Origin of the sequence: Streptomyces sp. NPDC058665, from assembly GCF_042714995.1 — a bacterium.
Taxonomy (GTDB): Bacteria; Actinomycetota; Actinomycetes; order Streptomycetales; family Streptomycetaceae; genus Streptomyces.
In genome coordinates, this window is sequence record NZ_JBHXRX010000107.1 from 1 (window position 1) to 15,918 (window position 15,918).

13 protein-coding genes are annotated in these 15,918 nt (G+C 69.4%); 11 read left to right on the plus strand and 2 right to left on the minus strand.

The genetic code is table 11. From position 1 onward, the window contains the following. Window positions 1–82 precede the first annotated feature (82 nt). Entirely contained in the window at window positions 83–952 is an 870-nt protein-coding gene (locus ACFWV8_RS36795) for a family 16 glycosylhydrolase (protein ID WP_384214630.1), read from the minus strand. A 371-nt stretch (window positions 953–1,323) separates the two neighbouring features. On the opposite strand from ACFWV8_RS36795, the gene ACFWV8_RS36800 reads away from it, so the two are divergent. From ACFWV8_RS36800 to ACFWV8_RS36845, 10 genes are all read left to right on the plus strand, one after another. Next, window positions 1,324–2,172 (plus strand): endonuclease I family protein, encoded by an 849-nt coding sequence (locus ACFWV8_RS36800; protein ID WP_384214634.1) that lies wholly within the window; start codon window positions 1,324–1,326, stop codon window positions 2,170–2,172. Between the two features lie 188 nt (window positions 2,173–2,360). Continuing rightward, complete coding sequence (gene glsA, locus ACFWV8_RS36805) at window positions 2,361–3,800, plus strand: glutaminase A (protein ID WP_384214637.1); 1,440 nt, start codon at window positions 2,361–2,363, stop codon at window positions 3,798–3,800. 70 nt (window positions 3,801–3,870) lie between these two features. After that, window positions 3,871–4,233: a DUF1304 domain-containing protein gene (locus tag ACFWV8_RS36810; protein ID WP_384214640.1), complete on the plus strand. Its 363-nt coding sequence runs from the start codon at window positions 3,871–3,873 to the stop codon at window positions 4,231–4,233. Continuing rightward, window positions 4,230–4,787, plus strand: a complete 558-nt coding sequence (locus ACFWV8_RS36815) for a TetR/AcrR family transcriptional regulator (RefSeq protein WP_384214642.1) — start codon at window positions 4,230–4,232, stop codon at window positions 4,785–4,787. The genes ACFWV8_RS36810 and ACFWV8_RS36815 overlap by 4 nt, the downstream gene beginning before the upstream one ends. A gap of 138 nt (window positions 4,788–4,925) precedes the next feature. Next, a complete protein-coding gene (locus ACFWV8_RS36820; RefSeq protein ID WP_384214645.1) occupies window positions 4,926–5,687 on the plus strand; it encodes a hypothetical protein in 762 nt (253 codons plus the stop codon). Then, complete coding sequence (locus ACFWV8_RS36825; protein ID WP_384214647.1) at window positions 5,674–7,254, plus strand: radical SAM protein; 1,581 nt, start codon at window positions 5,674–5,676, stop codon at window positions 7,252–7,254. The genes ACFWV8_RS36820 and ACFWV8_RS36825 overlap by 14 nt, the downstream gene beginning before the upstream one ends. Then, the gene (locus tag ACFWV8_RS36830) at window positions 7,247–9,811 is read left to right on the plus strand and encodes a CHAT domain-containing protein (protein WP_384214649.1); all 2,565 of its coding nucleotides are present in this window, start codon (window positions 7,247–7,249) and stop codon (window positions 9,809–9,811) included. Before ACFWV8_RS36825 ends, ACFWV8_RS36830 begins: the two co-directional genes overlap by 8 nt. 86 nt (window positions 9,812–9,897) lie before the next feature. After that, window positions 9,898–10,311 carry an NUDIX domain-containing protein gene (locus ACFWV8_RS36835; protein ID WP_384214650.1) on the plus strand — a complete coding sequence of 138 codons (414 nt, stop codon included), beginning with the start codon at window positions 9,898–9,900 and terminating at the stop codon, window positions 10,309–10,311. Beyond that, window positions 10,304–11,257 carry a carbohydrate kinase family protein gene (locus ACFWV8_RS36840; RefSeq protein ID WP_384214652.1) on the plus strand — a complete coding sequence of 318 codons (954 nt, stop codon included), beginning with the start codon at window positions 10,304–10,306 and terminating at the stop codon, window positions 11,255–11,257. The genes ACFWV8_RS36835 and ACFWV8_RS36840 overlap by 8 nt, the downstream gene beginning before the upstream one ends. Window positions 11,258–11,444: 187 nt before the next feature. After that, complete coding sequence (locus ACFWV8_RS36845) at window positions 11,445–12,869, plus strand: PP2C family protein-serine/threonine phosphatase (protein WP_384214654.1); 1,425 nt, start codon at window positions 11,445–11,447, stop codon at window positions 12,867–12,869. A 52-nt stretch (window positions 12,870–12,921) separates the two neighbouring features. Here ACFWV8_RS36845 and ACFWV8_RS36850 read toward each other — a convergent pair whose 3' ends face one another. Then, entirely contained in the window at window positions 12,922–14,415 is a 1,494-nt protein-coding gene (locus ACFWV8_RS36850; RefSeq protein WP_384214656.1) for a hypothetical protein, read from the minus strand. Window positions 14,416–14,646: 231 nt separating this feature from the next. On the opposite strand from ACFWV8_RS36850, the gene ACFWV8_RS36855 reads away from it, so the two are divergent. Continuing rightward, on the plus strand, window positions 14,647–15,768 hold the full coding sequence (locus tag ACFWV8_RS36855; protein ID WP_384214658.1) for an aminoglycoside phosphotransferase family protein: 1,122 nt from the start codon (window positions 14,647–14,649) through the stop codon (window positions 15,766–15,768). The last annotated feature ends 150 nt before the right edge of the window (window positions 15,769–15,918 follow it).

Below are 15,918 nucleotides of genomic sequence, written 5' to 3' on the forward strand. Positions count from 1 at the left end.
GGGCGGGAGGAGCCCTGTCCGGCGCCCGGGAACGGAGCACTGAGCCCGTCCGGCCACGGGGACCTGCGAACAGACCGGTGTTCTAGTCGCTGACGCGTACGTAGTCGACGACGAGTTGCTGCGGGAAGACCGTGCTGCCGTCGGGGTCGCCGGGCCAGTAGCCGCCGACCGCGAGGTTGAGGATGAGGAAGAACGGCTTGTTGAACACCCACTCGCGGCCGCCGAGATCGGCGGGCGTACGGGTCTGGAAGACCTGCCCGTCGACCGACCACTTGATGGAGTCCGGTGCCCAGTCGACCGCGAAGGTGTGGAAGTTGTCCGCGAACGCCTCGCCGTTCGGCAGGCTGTAGCCGGCGCCGATGCCGCCCTCGCCGGAGTAACCGGGGCCGTGCAGCGTGCCGTGGACGGTGTTCGGCTCGAAGCCGACGTTCTCCATGATGTCGATCTCGCCGCTGTTGGGCCAGCCGACGTCACCCATGTTGCTGCCGAGCATCCAGAACGCGGGCCAGATGCCCTGCCCGCGCGGGATCTTCATGCGGGCCTCGACCCGGCCGTACGCCGAGTCGAACTTGCCCGAGGTGTTCAGCCGGGACGAGGTGTACTCGCACGTCCCGTACCAGCACTGGTAGTTGCCGGGGTTCTCCTTGCGGGCGGTGATGACGAGATTGCCCTGCCCGTCGAGTTGGGCGTTGTTGTTCCCGGACGTGTAGTACTGCCGCTCGTGGTTGTTGACGTTGTCGCCGGTCTCGATCTGCCACTTGCTTCCGTCGACACCGGACCCGGCGGGACCGTCGAACTCGTCGGCGAACTTGATCGCTGCGGGGGCCGCGGCGGCGTGGGGGCCGTCGGTGGCGGAGGCTCCGGCGGGCACGGCGGCCACGGCTCCGGAGGTGCACAGAAGTGCGAGGGTGTACAGCGCCGTTCGGCGCCGCCAGGACATGCTCACGGTCATCACATCGCTTTGCGTGGGGGGCATGCGTATGACAGGTGCTGCTGAGAGACGAAGCGCCGGTGGCACTTATTTCAATGCTTGATTCAAGGCAGCCACGCGGCCTCCGTCAAGGAGTTGGTATGGACCAAAAATTATCAGCGGTGTGTTTTCAGGCCACCCATGTGAACGCGCAGCCCAGGACGGGCCAGGTCAACGGCCAACGTCGGCAGACTTCTTGACCTGCACATGATGGTCGCGGAGCATTCACCCCGGCGTCACAGGTGCTGTGGAAGGCTCCTGCGGAAACGTCACATCGCGATGATCGCCGTGCGCAGCGCCTCACCCGTCGGTTCTACGCGCGGTGATCTCCTGATCGAGAGGACACTCCCCACATGTCCCGTCGTCACCATCCCGCCGTACGGCCGGTGCTGGCCCTGTGCGCCGCCGCCGCGGTGCTCGCCGGCAGCGCGGGCGCCGCCCCGGCCGCCACACCCCCGGCGACCGCGTCGGGCACCACCACCGCCGGCACCCCGGCCGCGACCGGAATCGCCGCACTGGACGACACGTACTACCAGGGCGCGATCGGCAAGACCGGCCCCGCGCTCAAGACCGCGCTGCACGGCATCATCAGCGACCAGACGAAGCTGTCGTACAGCGCCGTCTGGGAAGCCCTCAAGGTCACCGACCAGGACCCGGCCAACTCCGCCAACGTCATCCTCCTCTACACCGGAGCCTCACGGTCCAAGTCGCAGAACGGCGGCGACGTCGGCGACTGGAACCGCGAGCACGTATGGGCCCAGTCCCACGGCGACTTCGGTACGTCGCAGGGCCCCGGCACCGACGTCCACCACCTGCGCCCCGAGGATGTCCAGGTCAACGGCATCCGCGGGAACAAGGACTTCGACAACGGCGGCAGCCCGGTCAGCGGCGCCCCCGGGAACCTCACCGACAGCGACTCCTACGAGCCGCGTGACGCGGTCAAGGGCGATGTCGCCCGCATGATCCTCTACATGGCCGTCCGCTACGAGGGCAACGACAGCTTCGCCGACCTCGAACCGAACGACCGCGTCAACAACGGCTCCGCCCCCGCGATGGGACGGCTGTCCGTGCTGAAGCAGTGGAACGACGAGGACCCGCCGGACGCCTTCGAGAAGCGCCGCAACGACGTCATACACAGCCAGTTCCAGCACAACCGGAACCCGTTCATCGACCACCCCGAATGGGCCGAGTCCATCTGGTGACACCGCCGGGTGACACGGCGCGGCCTCCCCGGACGTGATCACCCCGGCTGCCAGAGTGGACGGCGTCAACTCCAAGCGCCCCCACCGGGGAATGCTGACCGAAGCCCCCGGCCGCGGCTGCCCGAGTCCGCGACCGGGGGCTTCGGTCTGCCCGGCGCACTCCGCAGACAGCCCCCTGGAGGTCGTCCGTGACACCCGTCCCGGCCACCGATGTGATCACCGACGCGCTGGTGGAGCTCCAGCGGCGGGTCGCCACCCTGGAGGAGGGTGAAGTCGCCTCGTACATCCCGCAGTTGGCCACCGCCGACCCGAGTACCTTCGGCATCGCGCTGACCAGCATGGGCGGCAACCACTACTGGTCGGGCGGCGTCGACACACCCTTCACCCTCCAGTCGGTCTCGAAACCGTTCGTCTACGCCCTGGTCCTGGCGGAGCTGGGCCTGGACGAGGTGACCCGCTGGGTAGGCGCCGAGCCCAGCGGCGAGGCGTACAACGCGATCAGTCTGGAGCCCAGCACGGGGCGGCCGGCGAACGCGATGATCAACGCGGGGGCGATCGTCACGACCGCGCTGGTGCCGGGAACGGACGAGGACGAGCGATTCGAGCGGATCCTCGACTGTCTCGGCCGGTTCGCCGGACGCCGGCTGGACGTGGACGAGAGGGTCCGCGCCTCGGAGTCCGAGACCGGCGACCGCAACCGGGCCCTGGCGTATCTGATGCGCGGCGCGGGATCGCTGCCCGGCAGCCCGGCGGGCGTGGAGACGTACTTCCGTCAGTGCTCGGTGCGGGTGACGACGGTCGATCTGGCGGTGATGGCCGCGACGCTGGCCAACGGCGGCGTCAACCCCTCCACCGGCGAGACGGTGGTCCCCGAACCGGTGGCGGTGCAGGTCCTCGCGGTGATGGCCTCCTGCGGGATGTACAACGCGTCGGGCGACTGGCTGCTGCGCGTCGGGCTGCCCGCGAAGAGCGGTGTGTCGGGCGGGCTGATCGCCGCCAGCCCGGCGCGGTTCGGTCTCGCGGTGCACAGCCCGCCGCTGGACGCCACGGGCACCCCGGTACGGGGCGTGGCCGTGCTGCGCGAGTTGTCGGCGCGGTTCGGGCTGCATCTGATGCGCCGTTCCTCGCGTACGGCCCCGACGGTGAAGCTCGCGGAGACCGCGCGGACCGCGCCGTCCGACCGCCCGCGCAGCGAGGCCGAACGCGAGGTGATCGAGCGCGCGGGGGACAACGTGGCGATCGTGGCCGCCCAGGGGATCCTCGACTTCACGGAGTCGGAGCGGCTGCTGCACGAACTGGGCAACGTCGTGCCCGGGGAGCCCGGTTGGGTGGTGCTCGATCTGGAGGACGTCTCGGAGATCAGGCCGTTCGCCGAGATCATGCTGCGGGAGGCGCTGACCAGGCTGGCGTCGCAGGGGCATCAGGTGACGGTGGTCGGCGATCTGGCACCGCACGCCGACGAGGGCACCGGGGCGGGTGGGGGTGGCGCGTGGCGGCAAGTGCCGTCCAGGGAGACGGCGGTGGCGCGGTGCGAGGACGCGCTGCTCTCAGCGGGCATCAACCGGCCGCAGGGGCAGGTCAGTTGGGAGGGAGACGACGACGCCCAGCCGAACAGCGGGGGCGGGTGAGCCATCTCCTGGACAGCTGTCTATAGTTCACGGACATCTGTCCAGAAGAATGACCCCTGAGGATGCCCCCGTGACTACCGCCGCCCAGATCCTGGTCGCCTTCGTGGCCGCCTTCCACGTCTACGTCATGGTGCTGGAGATGTTCCTCTGGGAGCGCGGCCCCGGCCGGAGCCTGTCCGGCTTCGACGCGGAGATGGCCCGAGCCACCGCGTCCCTGGCCGCCAACCAGGGTCTCTACAACGGATTTCTGGCCGCCGGCCTGGTCTGGGGTCTGATCGCGGCCGACCCGACGGGGCGTCACGCGCAGATATTCTTCCTGAGCTGTGTGGTTGTCGCCGGGGTGTACGGCGCGGCCACGGCGAACCGCCGCATCCTCTTCGTCCAGGCACTGCCGGGCGCCGTGGCGCTGGCCGTCGTACTGGCGGCGGGATGACGGGCGATCCGCGGGCGGCCCGGACCCGGGCCACCCTGCGGCAGGCGCTCCTCGACGAGTGCGCGGAGCGTCCGCTCGAACAGGTCGGCGTGACCGCGCTGGTACGCAGGGCGGGGGTCGGCCGGGCCACGTTCTATCTGCACTACGCGGACCTCGGGGCCCTCGCCGTCGACGCGTGCGCCACGGTCGTCCGGGACGCCGTGGACGCGCTGCACGCCTGGCGCGGTCTGCCGGACCCCGAGTCGCCGCCACCCGATCTGACGGCTTTCTTCACCGGTCTCGTACCCCACGCCGGTCTGTACCGCACGCTGCTGCGCCCCGGTGGAAGCGGCCCGCTCGGCGAGCTGCTCCACCGGGAGCTGCGGGAGCGCAGCCGCGCCGAACGGGCCCTGGCGGGCGCGCCCGAACCGGAGTTGATCGCCTCGGCGGTCGCCGCGTCGTTCGCCGGCGTACTGGCGGACTGGCTGCACGGCCTGATCGACGCACCGCCGGAGGCGGTCGCCGGACAGGTGTGGCGACTGCTCGTCGTGCTCCATCGTGCCCCCACGCGCTGACGGAGCGGCATTTCGGCAGGGCCCGGTTTCCTGCCGAACTGCCTCTGGTAGCGGGCTTTTCACGGTCGACCGGGTGCTGTCCCCAAAAGGCCCATAGTGTGTCACTCTGAAAGTCAGGCGCCTACCAGGGGGTGGTATGTGACCGCTGTTCATGAGCAGTACGCGACGGAGATGCGGCAGCAGTTCGGGTATCTGGCGACCTGGTTGCCGGGAACGCGCATCTCCGTGGGAGATGTCGGTGTGTTGCGCGGCAGCCGCTTCGAGCCATACACCACTCTCGCCGGTCTGCGTGTTGACTTCGGGATGCGACCCGTGGGCACACCCGGTGATCTCGAATACGCGTCCGCCGGACAGGTGGAGGTCGAATGGCACGGCCAGGCCGGTCTGCTCGCCGGTTCCATGGCGGGCGCTCAGACGCGGGTCACCGTTTCGTTCAAGCGTTCACATGCCACGTTCTTTCAGGCGAGTCGGGCGGCGACGAGCGCCATCTCCGATCTGCCCGCGGTGGAGCGCGCGCTGATCGGGCTGGGCGGAGACTGGCAGCGGGAGTGGGTTGTGGTGACCGAGGTGGTGAAGGCCCGGTCGGCGGTGGTGGTGGTTTCCAGCCGGAGGGGTGGCCGCCTCGATCTGCGCGTACAGGGCGGTGAGCCGGGTGCGTCCCTGGCGGAGCTGGCGTCGCGGGTGCAGGTGAACTCCGAAGCGGGGATCGCGGCGCGGGTGGTGTCGCCCACGGGGCTGACTCCGCTGTTCAGGGTCTGCCAGTTGCGTGGCGGCCGGGTGCGAAGGGTGTCGTTGGTCTATCGGGGAGGGAGGGAGCAAGACAGCCCGATTCATGCGCCGGAACCCGGGTCTCGGCTCACCGAGCCCGGCGAGTCGGGCGGTCACCGTGACGGCGTGTGACGTCCGGCCCCCGGACGCCGGTGTCCGGGAAGCGGTCGGACAGGCCCTCCTTTCTCAGCGCTGTGTCGGGCTCCTGCGGGCGGCGGGCGTGCCGACGGGGCGCGATCTTCTCTCGCATGCCCTGTCCGAGTTCCTGGCCGGTTCCGCGTCCGGTCCCGCGCCGACCGGGGACGGAAAAAGCGCCGGCGCAAGGACGGTCGCCCTGCCGCTGACGATCGCCGACCGCGGTGTCGTGGCGATAGTCGGGCGCGACGGGAGGGGTCGTACCCGGTGCTGGTCGATGCTGCCGGTCGCGGACGGTCGGTTCGTCCACGGTACGGACAACGCGGTCTTCGGCCGGTGGGACGCGTTGCTGGCGGTGCGGCCGTCAGGTGACTGGACCGTGGTGCCCGGCCATGGCGGCGAGATCATTCCCGGACGTCTCGACGACCATGTCGAGCGTTTGCGCGCGGTTGCCCTGGGCGAGGTCCGGGGGCCGGTGCAGATGGATTTCGATGTGAGCATGGCCTGCCCATCGGCCTGTTCCTTCTGCTTCTCCGCCTCCTACCGGCTGACACGTCAGGAAGGACGAATCCTTGACGGCGACGTGATGCTGGCGCTGATTCGGCGGTGGGCGGCCGACGGAGTACGGGTCGTCCGATTCGACGGCGGTGGCGACCCGTTGACACATCCGCGACTGCCGGAGGCGATCTCTCTGTGCGCGGAGAAGGACCTGCGCACCGCGGTGCTGACAGCCGGCGATCTGTTGTCGGATGCGCTGCTCCCGACGCTCCTGGCAGCCCGCACCTATCTGCGGATCAGTCTCAACGCGGCACGTGACACTACGAGATGGCAGCTCCACGGGCAGCGCCTGGGGCGCTTCCCGGTGAGTTCGATTCTGGGTGTGGTCGGCAGGCTGGTGAGGTTACGGGAGAGGGAGTTCGGCCAGGACGCGGCCCAGCTGATGCCGCTGGGCGCGACATCGATGATCCATCCCGGCAACGCGGCCGAGACGGCGGAGATCGCCCGGCTGGCCCGCGACACCGGATTCGATCACATCTCGTTCCGAGTGGTGCTCGGCAACGACCACAAGGTGTACTTCAGCGAGGACCAACTCGCCTCCTTACGCGCCCAGTTCGCGGAGATCGGCAGCTCCGTCACGGGCACCGGATTCCAGGCGTTCGTGCCGACCCGCGATCTGACCGACACCGGATACGTGCCCAGCAGATTCTTCAAAGCTTGCCGTGCCTCGACCCACCGCGCGGTCGTCGAGGTCGGCAGCCGGCCCGACCGTGCCGCCGTCGTGCCCTGCGGCCGCTATCGCGGCGAGGGCTACCGCGCCGAGGAACCGGACAGACCACGGGTGATGTTCGGCGAGCTGGACGCCTCGACGACCGTCGCCGATGTCCACGCCTCACCCCACGGCAGAAAGCTGCTGGCCACGTTCCCGGACGCCTGTGGAGACTGCATCGACCGCTCGGCCAACGCCATGCTGGAGCGGATGTCGGAGCTGTTGCGGGAGAATCCCGGCACGGAGTTCCATCCCCTGCGTACGTCCGGAGCCGTCGAGGACACCTCCTATGCGTGAATATCTTGACTTCCGGGTGGAGATCACGGCATTCGACGACACCGCCTGGGCGGTGCAGGCGTCGTGCCCCGTCGGGGAGACCCGCAGCACCACCGCGGTCTCCGTCGACCGGAGACGGATCGACAAGCTGGTGGCCGAGCTCGACGGCCGCAGGATCTCGGCCGGTGCCTGTTTCGAACTGGGCACACTGCTCGGTGGGATTCTCCTGCCGGGCGAGGTCCTCGATCTGTTCCGTGCCGCGTTTCCAGGTGAGTCGGACGCCACCGCCGGTATCCGGCTCCGGCTCGTCGTACGCGAATCCTGGGCGGCCAGCCTGCCATGGGAGTTCGCCCACGTTCCGCTGCGCGCCGACGACGATGCCCTGGTCCCGTATCTGGCGCTCCATCCGGCGGTGTCGATCATGCGGCACGAGGCGATGCCTTCGCCTCAGCCCGTCCTGGAGGGCACCGACGGCGCGCCGCTGAGTGTGCTGTCCGCCTCCGCGAGACAGCTGCCGGGGCTGCCCGCTCTCGCCGCCGCCGATCTGGGCACCCAGGGACCGGCCGGGAACACGCGCCTGCGCGTGGAGAGACTGCCCGATCCCGTCACGGCCGCCGCACTGGAATCCGCCCTGTGCACCTCCTACGATGTCTTCCACTTCGCCGGGCACGCGATGCACCGCTCTCGTCTGGACGGCAGCGACATGGTGGGACTGGCAATCGCGGACGACGGCGGGCGTGAAGCCCTCCTGTCCGCCGAGAAACTGGCCGTACTGCTGAAGGCGGCCAAGGTGAAGATCGCGGTGATCAACACCTGCAATCCCACGGAAGGTCTGGGCGCGCACCGTCTGGGGCTGGGAACCCTCCTGGTGGAAGCCGGTGTTCCGGCGGTGGTGGTCATGCAGCTGCCGGTCGAGGACGCCCATGCCGCCGCGTTCAGCCGCGCCTTCTACACGGCACTGGCCGCCGGCGCCTCGCTGGACGAGGCCGTCTCCGAGGGCAGACGGAGAATCGCCGCGTCGGGGATCCTGTCGGACTGGGGGGCGCCGGTGGTCTTCTGCCGCTCGATCCACAACACGTTCTTCACCCGTGCCGCGGCCCCTGCCGCCGACGCCACGGATCACACCGCCTCCTACCGCGCCGGCCACGGCGGGCCGAGGCCGGCCGGCGACGGCACCCGTATCTGGCAGGCGCTGCACCAACTGTGCGAGGAATGGGAGCCGTCGGATTCGCTGGACGAGCGGACCGAGATCACTCGCGTGACCGCGCTGCGGGAGGCCTCGGCAAGCGAACCCGGGGCGCCGGCGGCGGCGCTGATCAGGGTTCTCGCGGAGGCGTACCCGTCGGCGATCGGCGAGGGGGAACTGCTGCTGAGACTCGACGTGGCCCACCGGCGGCGTCTGTCGGCGCTGGTACGGGAAGCCAACCAGGCGCTCACGGCCAGGAACCGGGACGAACTCTCACGCTTCTCCATCACCGGCGTCAAGGACACCGAGCAGGGCTACTGTCTGCGGCGCCGCCCGGTGACAGATCTGATCGAGCGCTCCCCGGCCGCGCACGCGAAACTCGACTACCATCTGCGGCTCGCCTTCGGTCTCTACGACGTGGGCGACTACAGACAGAGCATCGCGCATCTCGTGGACCGGCTCGAATCGTCCCAGCGCAATCACGGACTCCTCACGGTGCCCGAACACTCGCTCCTCTTCTACTACTTGTCCAAGTCGCTGCTGAAGCTCAACCGGTACGAGGAACTTCTCGTGGTCCTCGAAGGCCCGTACCGCAAGCTGTCGCAGAGTGTGCTCGCGGACCTGGAGGTCGAGCGCCTGCACATCGCCGGGGTCCGTCATCGGCAGCTGGGCGAACTGGGCCCCGCCCAGACGTGTTTCGAGGCGGCCATCGCGACTCTGGAGCCTTCGCTCAGGGCGGCGCGTGAGCCTGCCGTCCTGTGCAGCCTGGGCGACAGCTGGGTGCTTCTCGCCCAATGCCGCCTGGAGCAGGCCCTGTCACCGTCTCCGCCTGAGCTGGTACGCAACGCCGCTCTGCGATCGGCCCATGAGGCGCTGCGGAACGGGAGCACCCAGTTCGCCGAACTGCGCGGGGTCACGGGAGTCGGCACCCACTACGAGGGCCGGCTGAACGGCACGACCGCCTTCGCCACCGTCGTCAGCAGCCTGGTGAACCTGCAGGCAGTGACTCAGCCCATGTGGGACAAGGCCGTTGAGAGCGCACGGGGCGGGTTCACTCCCGAGCGGGACCGCAAGCCGTTCGGCATCGTGGCGGGCAAATTCGCGCTCAGCAGCGTTCTGCTGGCCCAGGCCCGCTGGCACTGTCTGGCGCGGGCGGGATCGGGCGAATCCCGAGCACGGGAGTGCGTCTCCCAGGCGTTCGCTCTTCTGACGTCCCTGCGGACCGACTACATGGACACCAAACGCGTGCATCTTGGCCATCAGTTCGAGATACCGAAGATCGAACTCGCGACACGGACGTCGGAGGAGCTCGCCTCGTGCGAGAAACTGGCCGACGCCGGCCTATGGAAAGGGATCGTCTCCCGTGAGGCGATCTGGAGTCCCCTCGTATGACAGAGAAGAGAGACAGAACAATGCCTTCACACACCGGATACGGGACCATGCTCTCCACCGAAAAGCGGTCATCCTATTCCCTCTACATGGCTGCGGCATTTGCTTTTGTCTTCTCCCCGGACGGGAAGATGCTGCTCCTCAAAGAGAATGAGAAGAAGCGAAAGTACATGTGGGATCTGCCCGGTGGCACTCTCACCGACCGTGAGGCCCCGTTGAGCGGTCTGCACCGCGAGGTACGGGAAGAGACCGGTCTGAGTGTCACCGTGCTGTCCCAGAGCTGCTGGCTCAAGTGGGACCACCACCAGAGCGGCAACCCCATCCTCGTCGCCTTCTATCTCGCCGGCACCGACTCCCGGGAGGTGACGGTCTCGGAGGAGCACACCGGGTACCGGTGGGTGACGCCCGCGGAATACACCAGGGAACGGCTCCGGGTCTCGGCCGAGGAGTCCATCGTCGCCGACTGCTTCGCCCGCTACCGGGAAATCACCGCAGGTGGGTGAGGAGAACCCCGCGCGTGTCACCGTCCTCGGCGATGTGAACCTGGAGGTCACCGGAGTCATCGCCCCCCGCTTCGGCGCACTGACGGGCGATCACCTCACCTCGGCACCCCTCAAGGTGCATGTGGGAGGCACGGCCGCCAACTTCGCGATCGCCGCGCGAGCCCATTTCCGCTGGGTCCGACTGGTGGGAGTGGTGGGCACCGACGAACAGGGCTCCTGGGCCGAGTCCGCGCTGCGCTCCTGCGGCATAGACACCCGCCTGTTCCGCAGTCCCGGCCGTCCCACGGGCACCGTCGTGGCGATCCGCGACGGGGGAACCCAGCGAGGCAGCCGACTGATGATCGCCAGCCCCGGCAGTGCGAACTCGGCACTCACCTCCGACCACATAGCGAGCAGCGGCGACATCCTGGCGGACACCGACTTCATCGTCGCCGACGGCTACAGTCTGCTCTCCGAACCCCGCCGGAGCGCGGTCCTCGAAGCCATGCGCCGCGGCTCACGGGCCGGCGCGCATGTCGTACTCGATCTGGTGCCGCATCACCTTGAGACCCTGATCAGCCACGAGGAACTGCGTGTCTGGCTGACCTACGCGTCCATCGTCGTCTGCGAAGCGGCGACGGCACGCGGCCTTCTCGGACTGCCCCTGCCGAGCGGGCCCCTTCAACTGCCGGAGGCCAGGGAAACCGCGGAACATCTGGCGAGGGCGTTTCCCGGGCGCGCTTTCCTTCTGCGCTTCGGCTTCGCCAACATCGACCAATCGCTGATACGGCATCCCGACGGGGAGAGCACGCATCATTTCACCGGGTTCTCCGAAGCGACGGACACCTATGCCTTCGGAGACCGGCTCACCGCGCGTGAGATAGCCGATCACTTCACGGACCACCACCACCGCACGGCAGGGCAGGGGGAAAGAAGGGAGGACCGACCTCCCCAGCCCACGCACTAGGGTTGACGGTCAGGGCCGATGTCGGTCCTTCGGTCACGGTAGGTCACTTGTCCGGCCTGTGGCATATGCCGGAAGCACCACCGAATCGAGTGTTGCCGAATCCCTTACGAGCCGTAGCGGCCTGTGCCACAGTCGTAACGATCCATCCTTCAGACCTGGCAGTGCCACGCCTGTATCGGAGTTCGAGATGCCGTCCCATCTGTTCGCGGACCCCCCCACGCCGCAGCCACCGGAGCGGGGCGTGGTCGATTCGCTCATCACACGGACCCGCAGGCTGCGCGGCGACGTGGACGCCGTACGCAGGGACGGCGTGGCCGACGAGCACGACACACAGTGGCGCTGGCAGCGCGCGCTCTGTGACCTGGCGGTTCATCAACTGGATGATCTAGGCTCCCACTTGGGGCAGCTCAAGAACGGACTGCCCGACGACGAGCCGGAATCGCCCGCCACGGAGGCGGCGGACGCGTCGGCGCGCGGCGACAGGAACGGTTCGTCACTGAGCAGGGTCGGCACCGCCGAGTGGAATCTCCTCACCGACGAGGTCACCTGGTCCCCGGAGCTGTACGAGATCTTCGGCCGGAAGCCCGTGGCGGGCCCGATGACCCTGGACGAACTGCCGTCCGTGATGGTCGCCGAGGACCAGAGCCTGCTCCAGACGCTGGTGACCGAGTGTCTTGTCGACGGCAGGCCCATCGACAGCGAGTTCCGTATCGTCAGGCCCGACCGGCAGGTGCGCACGCTGCACATGATGGGCGAGCCCGTGCTCGACTCCGACGGCTGCGCTGCCTCCATGTGGGCGGTGCTGCGCGACGTCAGCGAGTTACGCCGCAGCCGGCGCGCCGTCCATGAGTGCGGTGACTCGCTCCGGCGCAAGGAGCGGAGTGCCAGGACCGAACAGCGGCTCGTGGTCGAGTTGCAGGAGGCCGTACTGCCGTCGTGGCGCGGGGCTCTCCAGTCCCCGCAGAGCGAGCCGGGCACCCTGGATCTGGCGGGCCACTATCTGCCGCCGGCCGGCGGCGGACTGGTCGGGGGCGACTGGTTCGACGCGCTCAAACTCCCCGACGGGAACACCCTGTTGACGGTCGGCGATCTCACCGGCCACGGAGTGACGGCCGCCTCCACGATGGCGATGCTCCTCGGTGCCCAGCGCGGAATGGCGGTGGCGGGTGTCGAGCCCGGCGCGTTGCTGGGCCATCTCAACCAACTGCTCGACACGGCCGAGCAGCCGGCGCTCGGCAGCGCGGTCTGCTGCCGCTACCGCGCCGAGACCCGCACCCTCGTCTGGGCGCAGGCGGGAAACCCCGCCCCGCTGCTGTTCCGCGACGGGACGGGGCGCACGCTGACTCCGCTTGACGGTGTCCTGCTCGGCGCGACATCGGGCGCCGCGTACGAACAGGCCGAGATCCAGTTGCTGCCCGGTGATCTGCTGGTGCTGCACACCGGCAGGCTGACGGACCGGACGGGCGTCGACCGGCTCCTGGCGCTCGGGCCCCGGCTGACCGGGGCACGTGACGCGCAGGACAGTGTCAGGACGGTCGTCGAGGAGTTCGGCGAGACCGGACGCGACGACGACGCCTGTGTACTGGTGGCCAGGATCGGCCCGGAGTCCTAGATCTCCGGGCTTCGGTCCTGAGTCCTAGATCTCCGGGCTTCGGTCCTGAGTCCTAGATCTCCGAGCTCCTCGACTCCTTCTCCATACGCGGCGGCAGGACCGCGTCGATCTCCTCGCGCAGCTCCTGGATGGAGGCGTGCGTCGTGTACTGACCCGTGAGCCGGTACATCTCCCGCAGCCGGTCCCAGGTGCGGTGCGACGAGGTCTCCCCCATCGACACCAGCGCCAACCGCGCGTAACGGTCGGCCTGTTCGGGATCGTCCGCGATGAAGCAGGCCGAGGCCAGGGAGAGATAGTCGAAGATCATCGACCGCTGACGGCCGTTCTGACGCAGCTCGATCGCCCGCTTGGCATGCCGTTGAGCTATGGCCGCCGCCGCCGGCTCGTGATCGGCGAGCGTACGGTAGGCCAGCGCCTCCATGCCGTGCAGATCCGCCTCGTCGAACATCTGCATCCAACTCGGCGGTGGCACATCGCCCTTGTCCGAGACGAACAGGTCCTCCGCCTCGCCCAGGGTCCTGCGCATGGCCTGGCCGCGCCCCATCGACGCCTGTGCCCAGGCCTCGATCGTGCAGAGCATCGCCCGGGTTCGGGGCAGCACCTCGTCCCCGGAACCGGACTTGGCCAGGTTCATCAGATCGAGCGCCTCGTCCGGCCGCCCCAGATGGACCATCTGACGGGCCGCCCTGGAGAGCGCCTCGCCCGCGCGCGGACGGTCGCCGCCCTCGCGCGCCGCGTGGGTGGCGATGACGAAGTACTTCTGGGCGGTGGGTTCGAGGCCGACGTCGTGCGACATCCAGCCGGCGAGCACCGCCAGGTTGGCGGCGACGCCCCACAGGCGCCGCTGGAGATGTGGGGGGTGGCGGTACGAGAGCATGCCGCCCACCTCGTTGAGCTGGCCCACCACCGCCTTGCGCTGGAGGCCGCCTCCCCGGTCGGCGTCCCAGGCCCGGAACACGTCGACCGAGTGTTCCAGCGCGTCGATCTCCTGGGACCCGATGGGGGCCGCCTCGTAGCGGTCGTACCCAGCGGGGTCGGCGTGCAGGGGATCGGCGTTGCGGGGAGCGTCGGCGGTCAGTGCGGGGTCGGAGTGCAGCCAGTCGTACATGGAACTGGTGAGTGCGGTGCCTGCGGTGAGCACGGCGCCCGCGCCCACCAAGCCGCGTCGGTTGAGCATGAGGTCCATTCCCGTGAATTCGGTGAGGACCGTGGCCGTCCGGTCGGGCGCCCAAGGCAGGCCGTCGGGGTTCGATGCGTTCCCGGCGTCCCGTCGTCTCCCCGTGCGTCCGTGTCGTACGAACCCGAGGTCCTCGATGGTCACGACACGGCCGAGCCGCTCGGTGAACAGAGACGCCATCACCCTCGGTACCGGATCGCGTGGGATCTCACCCATGTCGATCCAGCGTCTGACCCGCGAGGTGTCGGTGGCCAGTTGCGGGTGGCCGAGGGCCGCCGCCTCTCTGTTCACCAGCCGCGCGAGTTCACCCTTGGACCAGCCGGCGAGGCCGAACAGGTCCGACAGGCGGGCGTTGGGTTCTCCGGTCACGTCAAGCCCCCAGGTTCTCGGCTGACTTGACAGTAACGCCCTGTCAGAAGCCTGGCGACTATTCGCCAGGCTTCGCCAGGGTGCGCTACGTGGTGTGCCACCCGTGACCGGGTGTCGTGTAGGAACGCGCCACCCCGCCCCGGGGGTTCCGATCACATTCCCCAGGGTGCGGAAGGACCGCCGGGACGGGTGGCGCGGAATTCGTCGGTACACGAAGGGATCCGTTGGCCCATGTACACAACGTCGTCGTACACAGCATCGTCCTCCGTGACCGTCCCGCCCCGTCAGCAGCGGCCTCCCGCCGCCGGCGGCGGACCGTATCTCGACCCCACCCACGCCGGCCGGACCAGGCGTCCGGTGGCCACGGCCGGCGGGCCGCTCGGCGGACGGCTGGATCTGTCGGGCCCGCAGGGCGCGCAGTTGAGGATGGCCGTCGCCGCGGTGCACCGGATCTGTCCGGAGTTCAACCCGGTGCAGGTGCTGCGGCGCAGCGGCCGCTCGGTGCTGCTGGTCGGGAGGACCGGGCGGACGACCGCGGTGGCCAAGTGTCTGCTGGACCAGTCACCCGCGTGGGCCGAGAGCTTCCGGCACGAGATAGCCACTTACCGCTCGTTCGTGCGGCACCGTCCGCCGGTACGGGCCCCCCGGCTGATCGCCGCCGATCCCGACAACTGCACGCTGGTGGTCGAGCGGATGCCTGGCCGGGCGGCGGCCCTGTCGCGGCACCCCGTCGAGGCTCCCCCGCGCGCCGACGTACGGGCCGTGCTGGGCGCGGTGACCCGGCTCAACACCTGGCGTCCGCCGGGCGACATGTTCGTCGCCGGTCTCGACTACGCGTCGCGGATCACCCGTTACCACGAGCTCGGTCTCTTCACCGACCGGGACCTGGGGGATCTCCAGACGCTGCTGCGTGGTCTGGGGCGGCCGGGTATGCGGCAGTTCTGCCACGGTGACGCGCTGCTCTCCAACATGCTGCTGTCACCGGCGGGGGCGGTGCTGGTCGACTGGGAGCACGCGGGCTGGTATCTGCCCGGGTACGACCTGGCGACGCTGTGGATGGTGCTCGGGAACAACCCGCTGGCGCGCCAGCAGATCAGCAAGCTCGCGCAGGTCAGGAGTACGGCGGACCGGGACGCCTTCCTGGTCAATCTGATGCTGGTGCTGACCGGGGAGATCCGTAAGTACGAGACGGCGGTGCAGCGCACCATGCGCGAGGCGCCCGCCGCCGGGGCGAGCCGGCCCGCGCAGGGTGCGGCGCCGACGGGCGAGGAGCAGCGGCTGCTGCTGCGGCGGCTGCACGAGGACTGTGCGATGGCCCGCCGTGCCGTGCGGGCCGCGGTCGGGACCCGCTGATCTCCGGCGGGTCTCCGGCCGATCCGCGTGGCCGGGCCGTGGGAGCGGCGCGGGGGGGGCGGGGGGGGCGGCCCGGCGCGGCCCCCGCCCGGGAGAACGTCGTCGAAGGGGGCGCGGGGGAGGTCGACGGGGCCCCGCAGGCCCCGGTGG

Bases quoted from the DNA above. Each gene is read 5' to 3' on its own strand.
- ACFWV8_RS36855 (WP_384214658.1), top strand. From the start codon at position 14,647: ATGTACACAACGTCGTCGTACACAGCATCGTCCTCCGTGACCGTCCCG.
- ACFWV8_RS36795 (WP_384214630.1), bottom strand. From the start codon at position 952: ATGACCGTGAGCATGTCCTGGCGGCGCCGAACGGCGCTGTACACCCTC.
- ACFWV8_RS36800 (WP_384214634.1), top strand. From the start codon at position 1,324: ATGTCCCGTCGTCACCATCCCGCCGTACGGCCGGTGCTGGCCCTGTGC.
- ACFWV8_RS36845 (WP_384214654.1), top strand. From the start codon at position 11,445: ATGCCGTCCCATCTGTTCGCGGACCCCCCCACGCCGCAGCCACCGGAG.
- ACFWV8_RS36835 (WP_384214650.1), top strand. From the start codon at position 9,898: ATGGCTGCGGCATTTGCTTTTGTCTTCTCCCCGGACGGGAAGATGCTG.
- ACFWV8_RS36830 (WP_384214649.1), top strand. From the start codon at position 7,247: ATGCGTGAATATCTTGACTTCCGGGTGGAGATCACGGCATTCGACGAC.
- ACFWV8_RS36815 (WP_384214642.1), top strand. From the start codon at position 4,230: ATGACGGGCGATCCGCGGGCGGCCCGGACCCGGGCCACCCTGCGGCAG.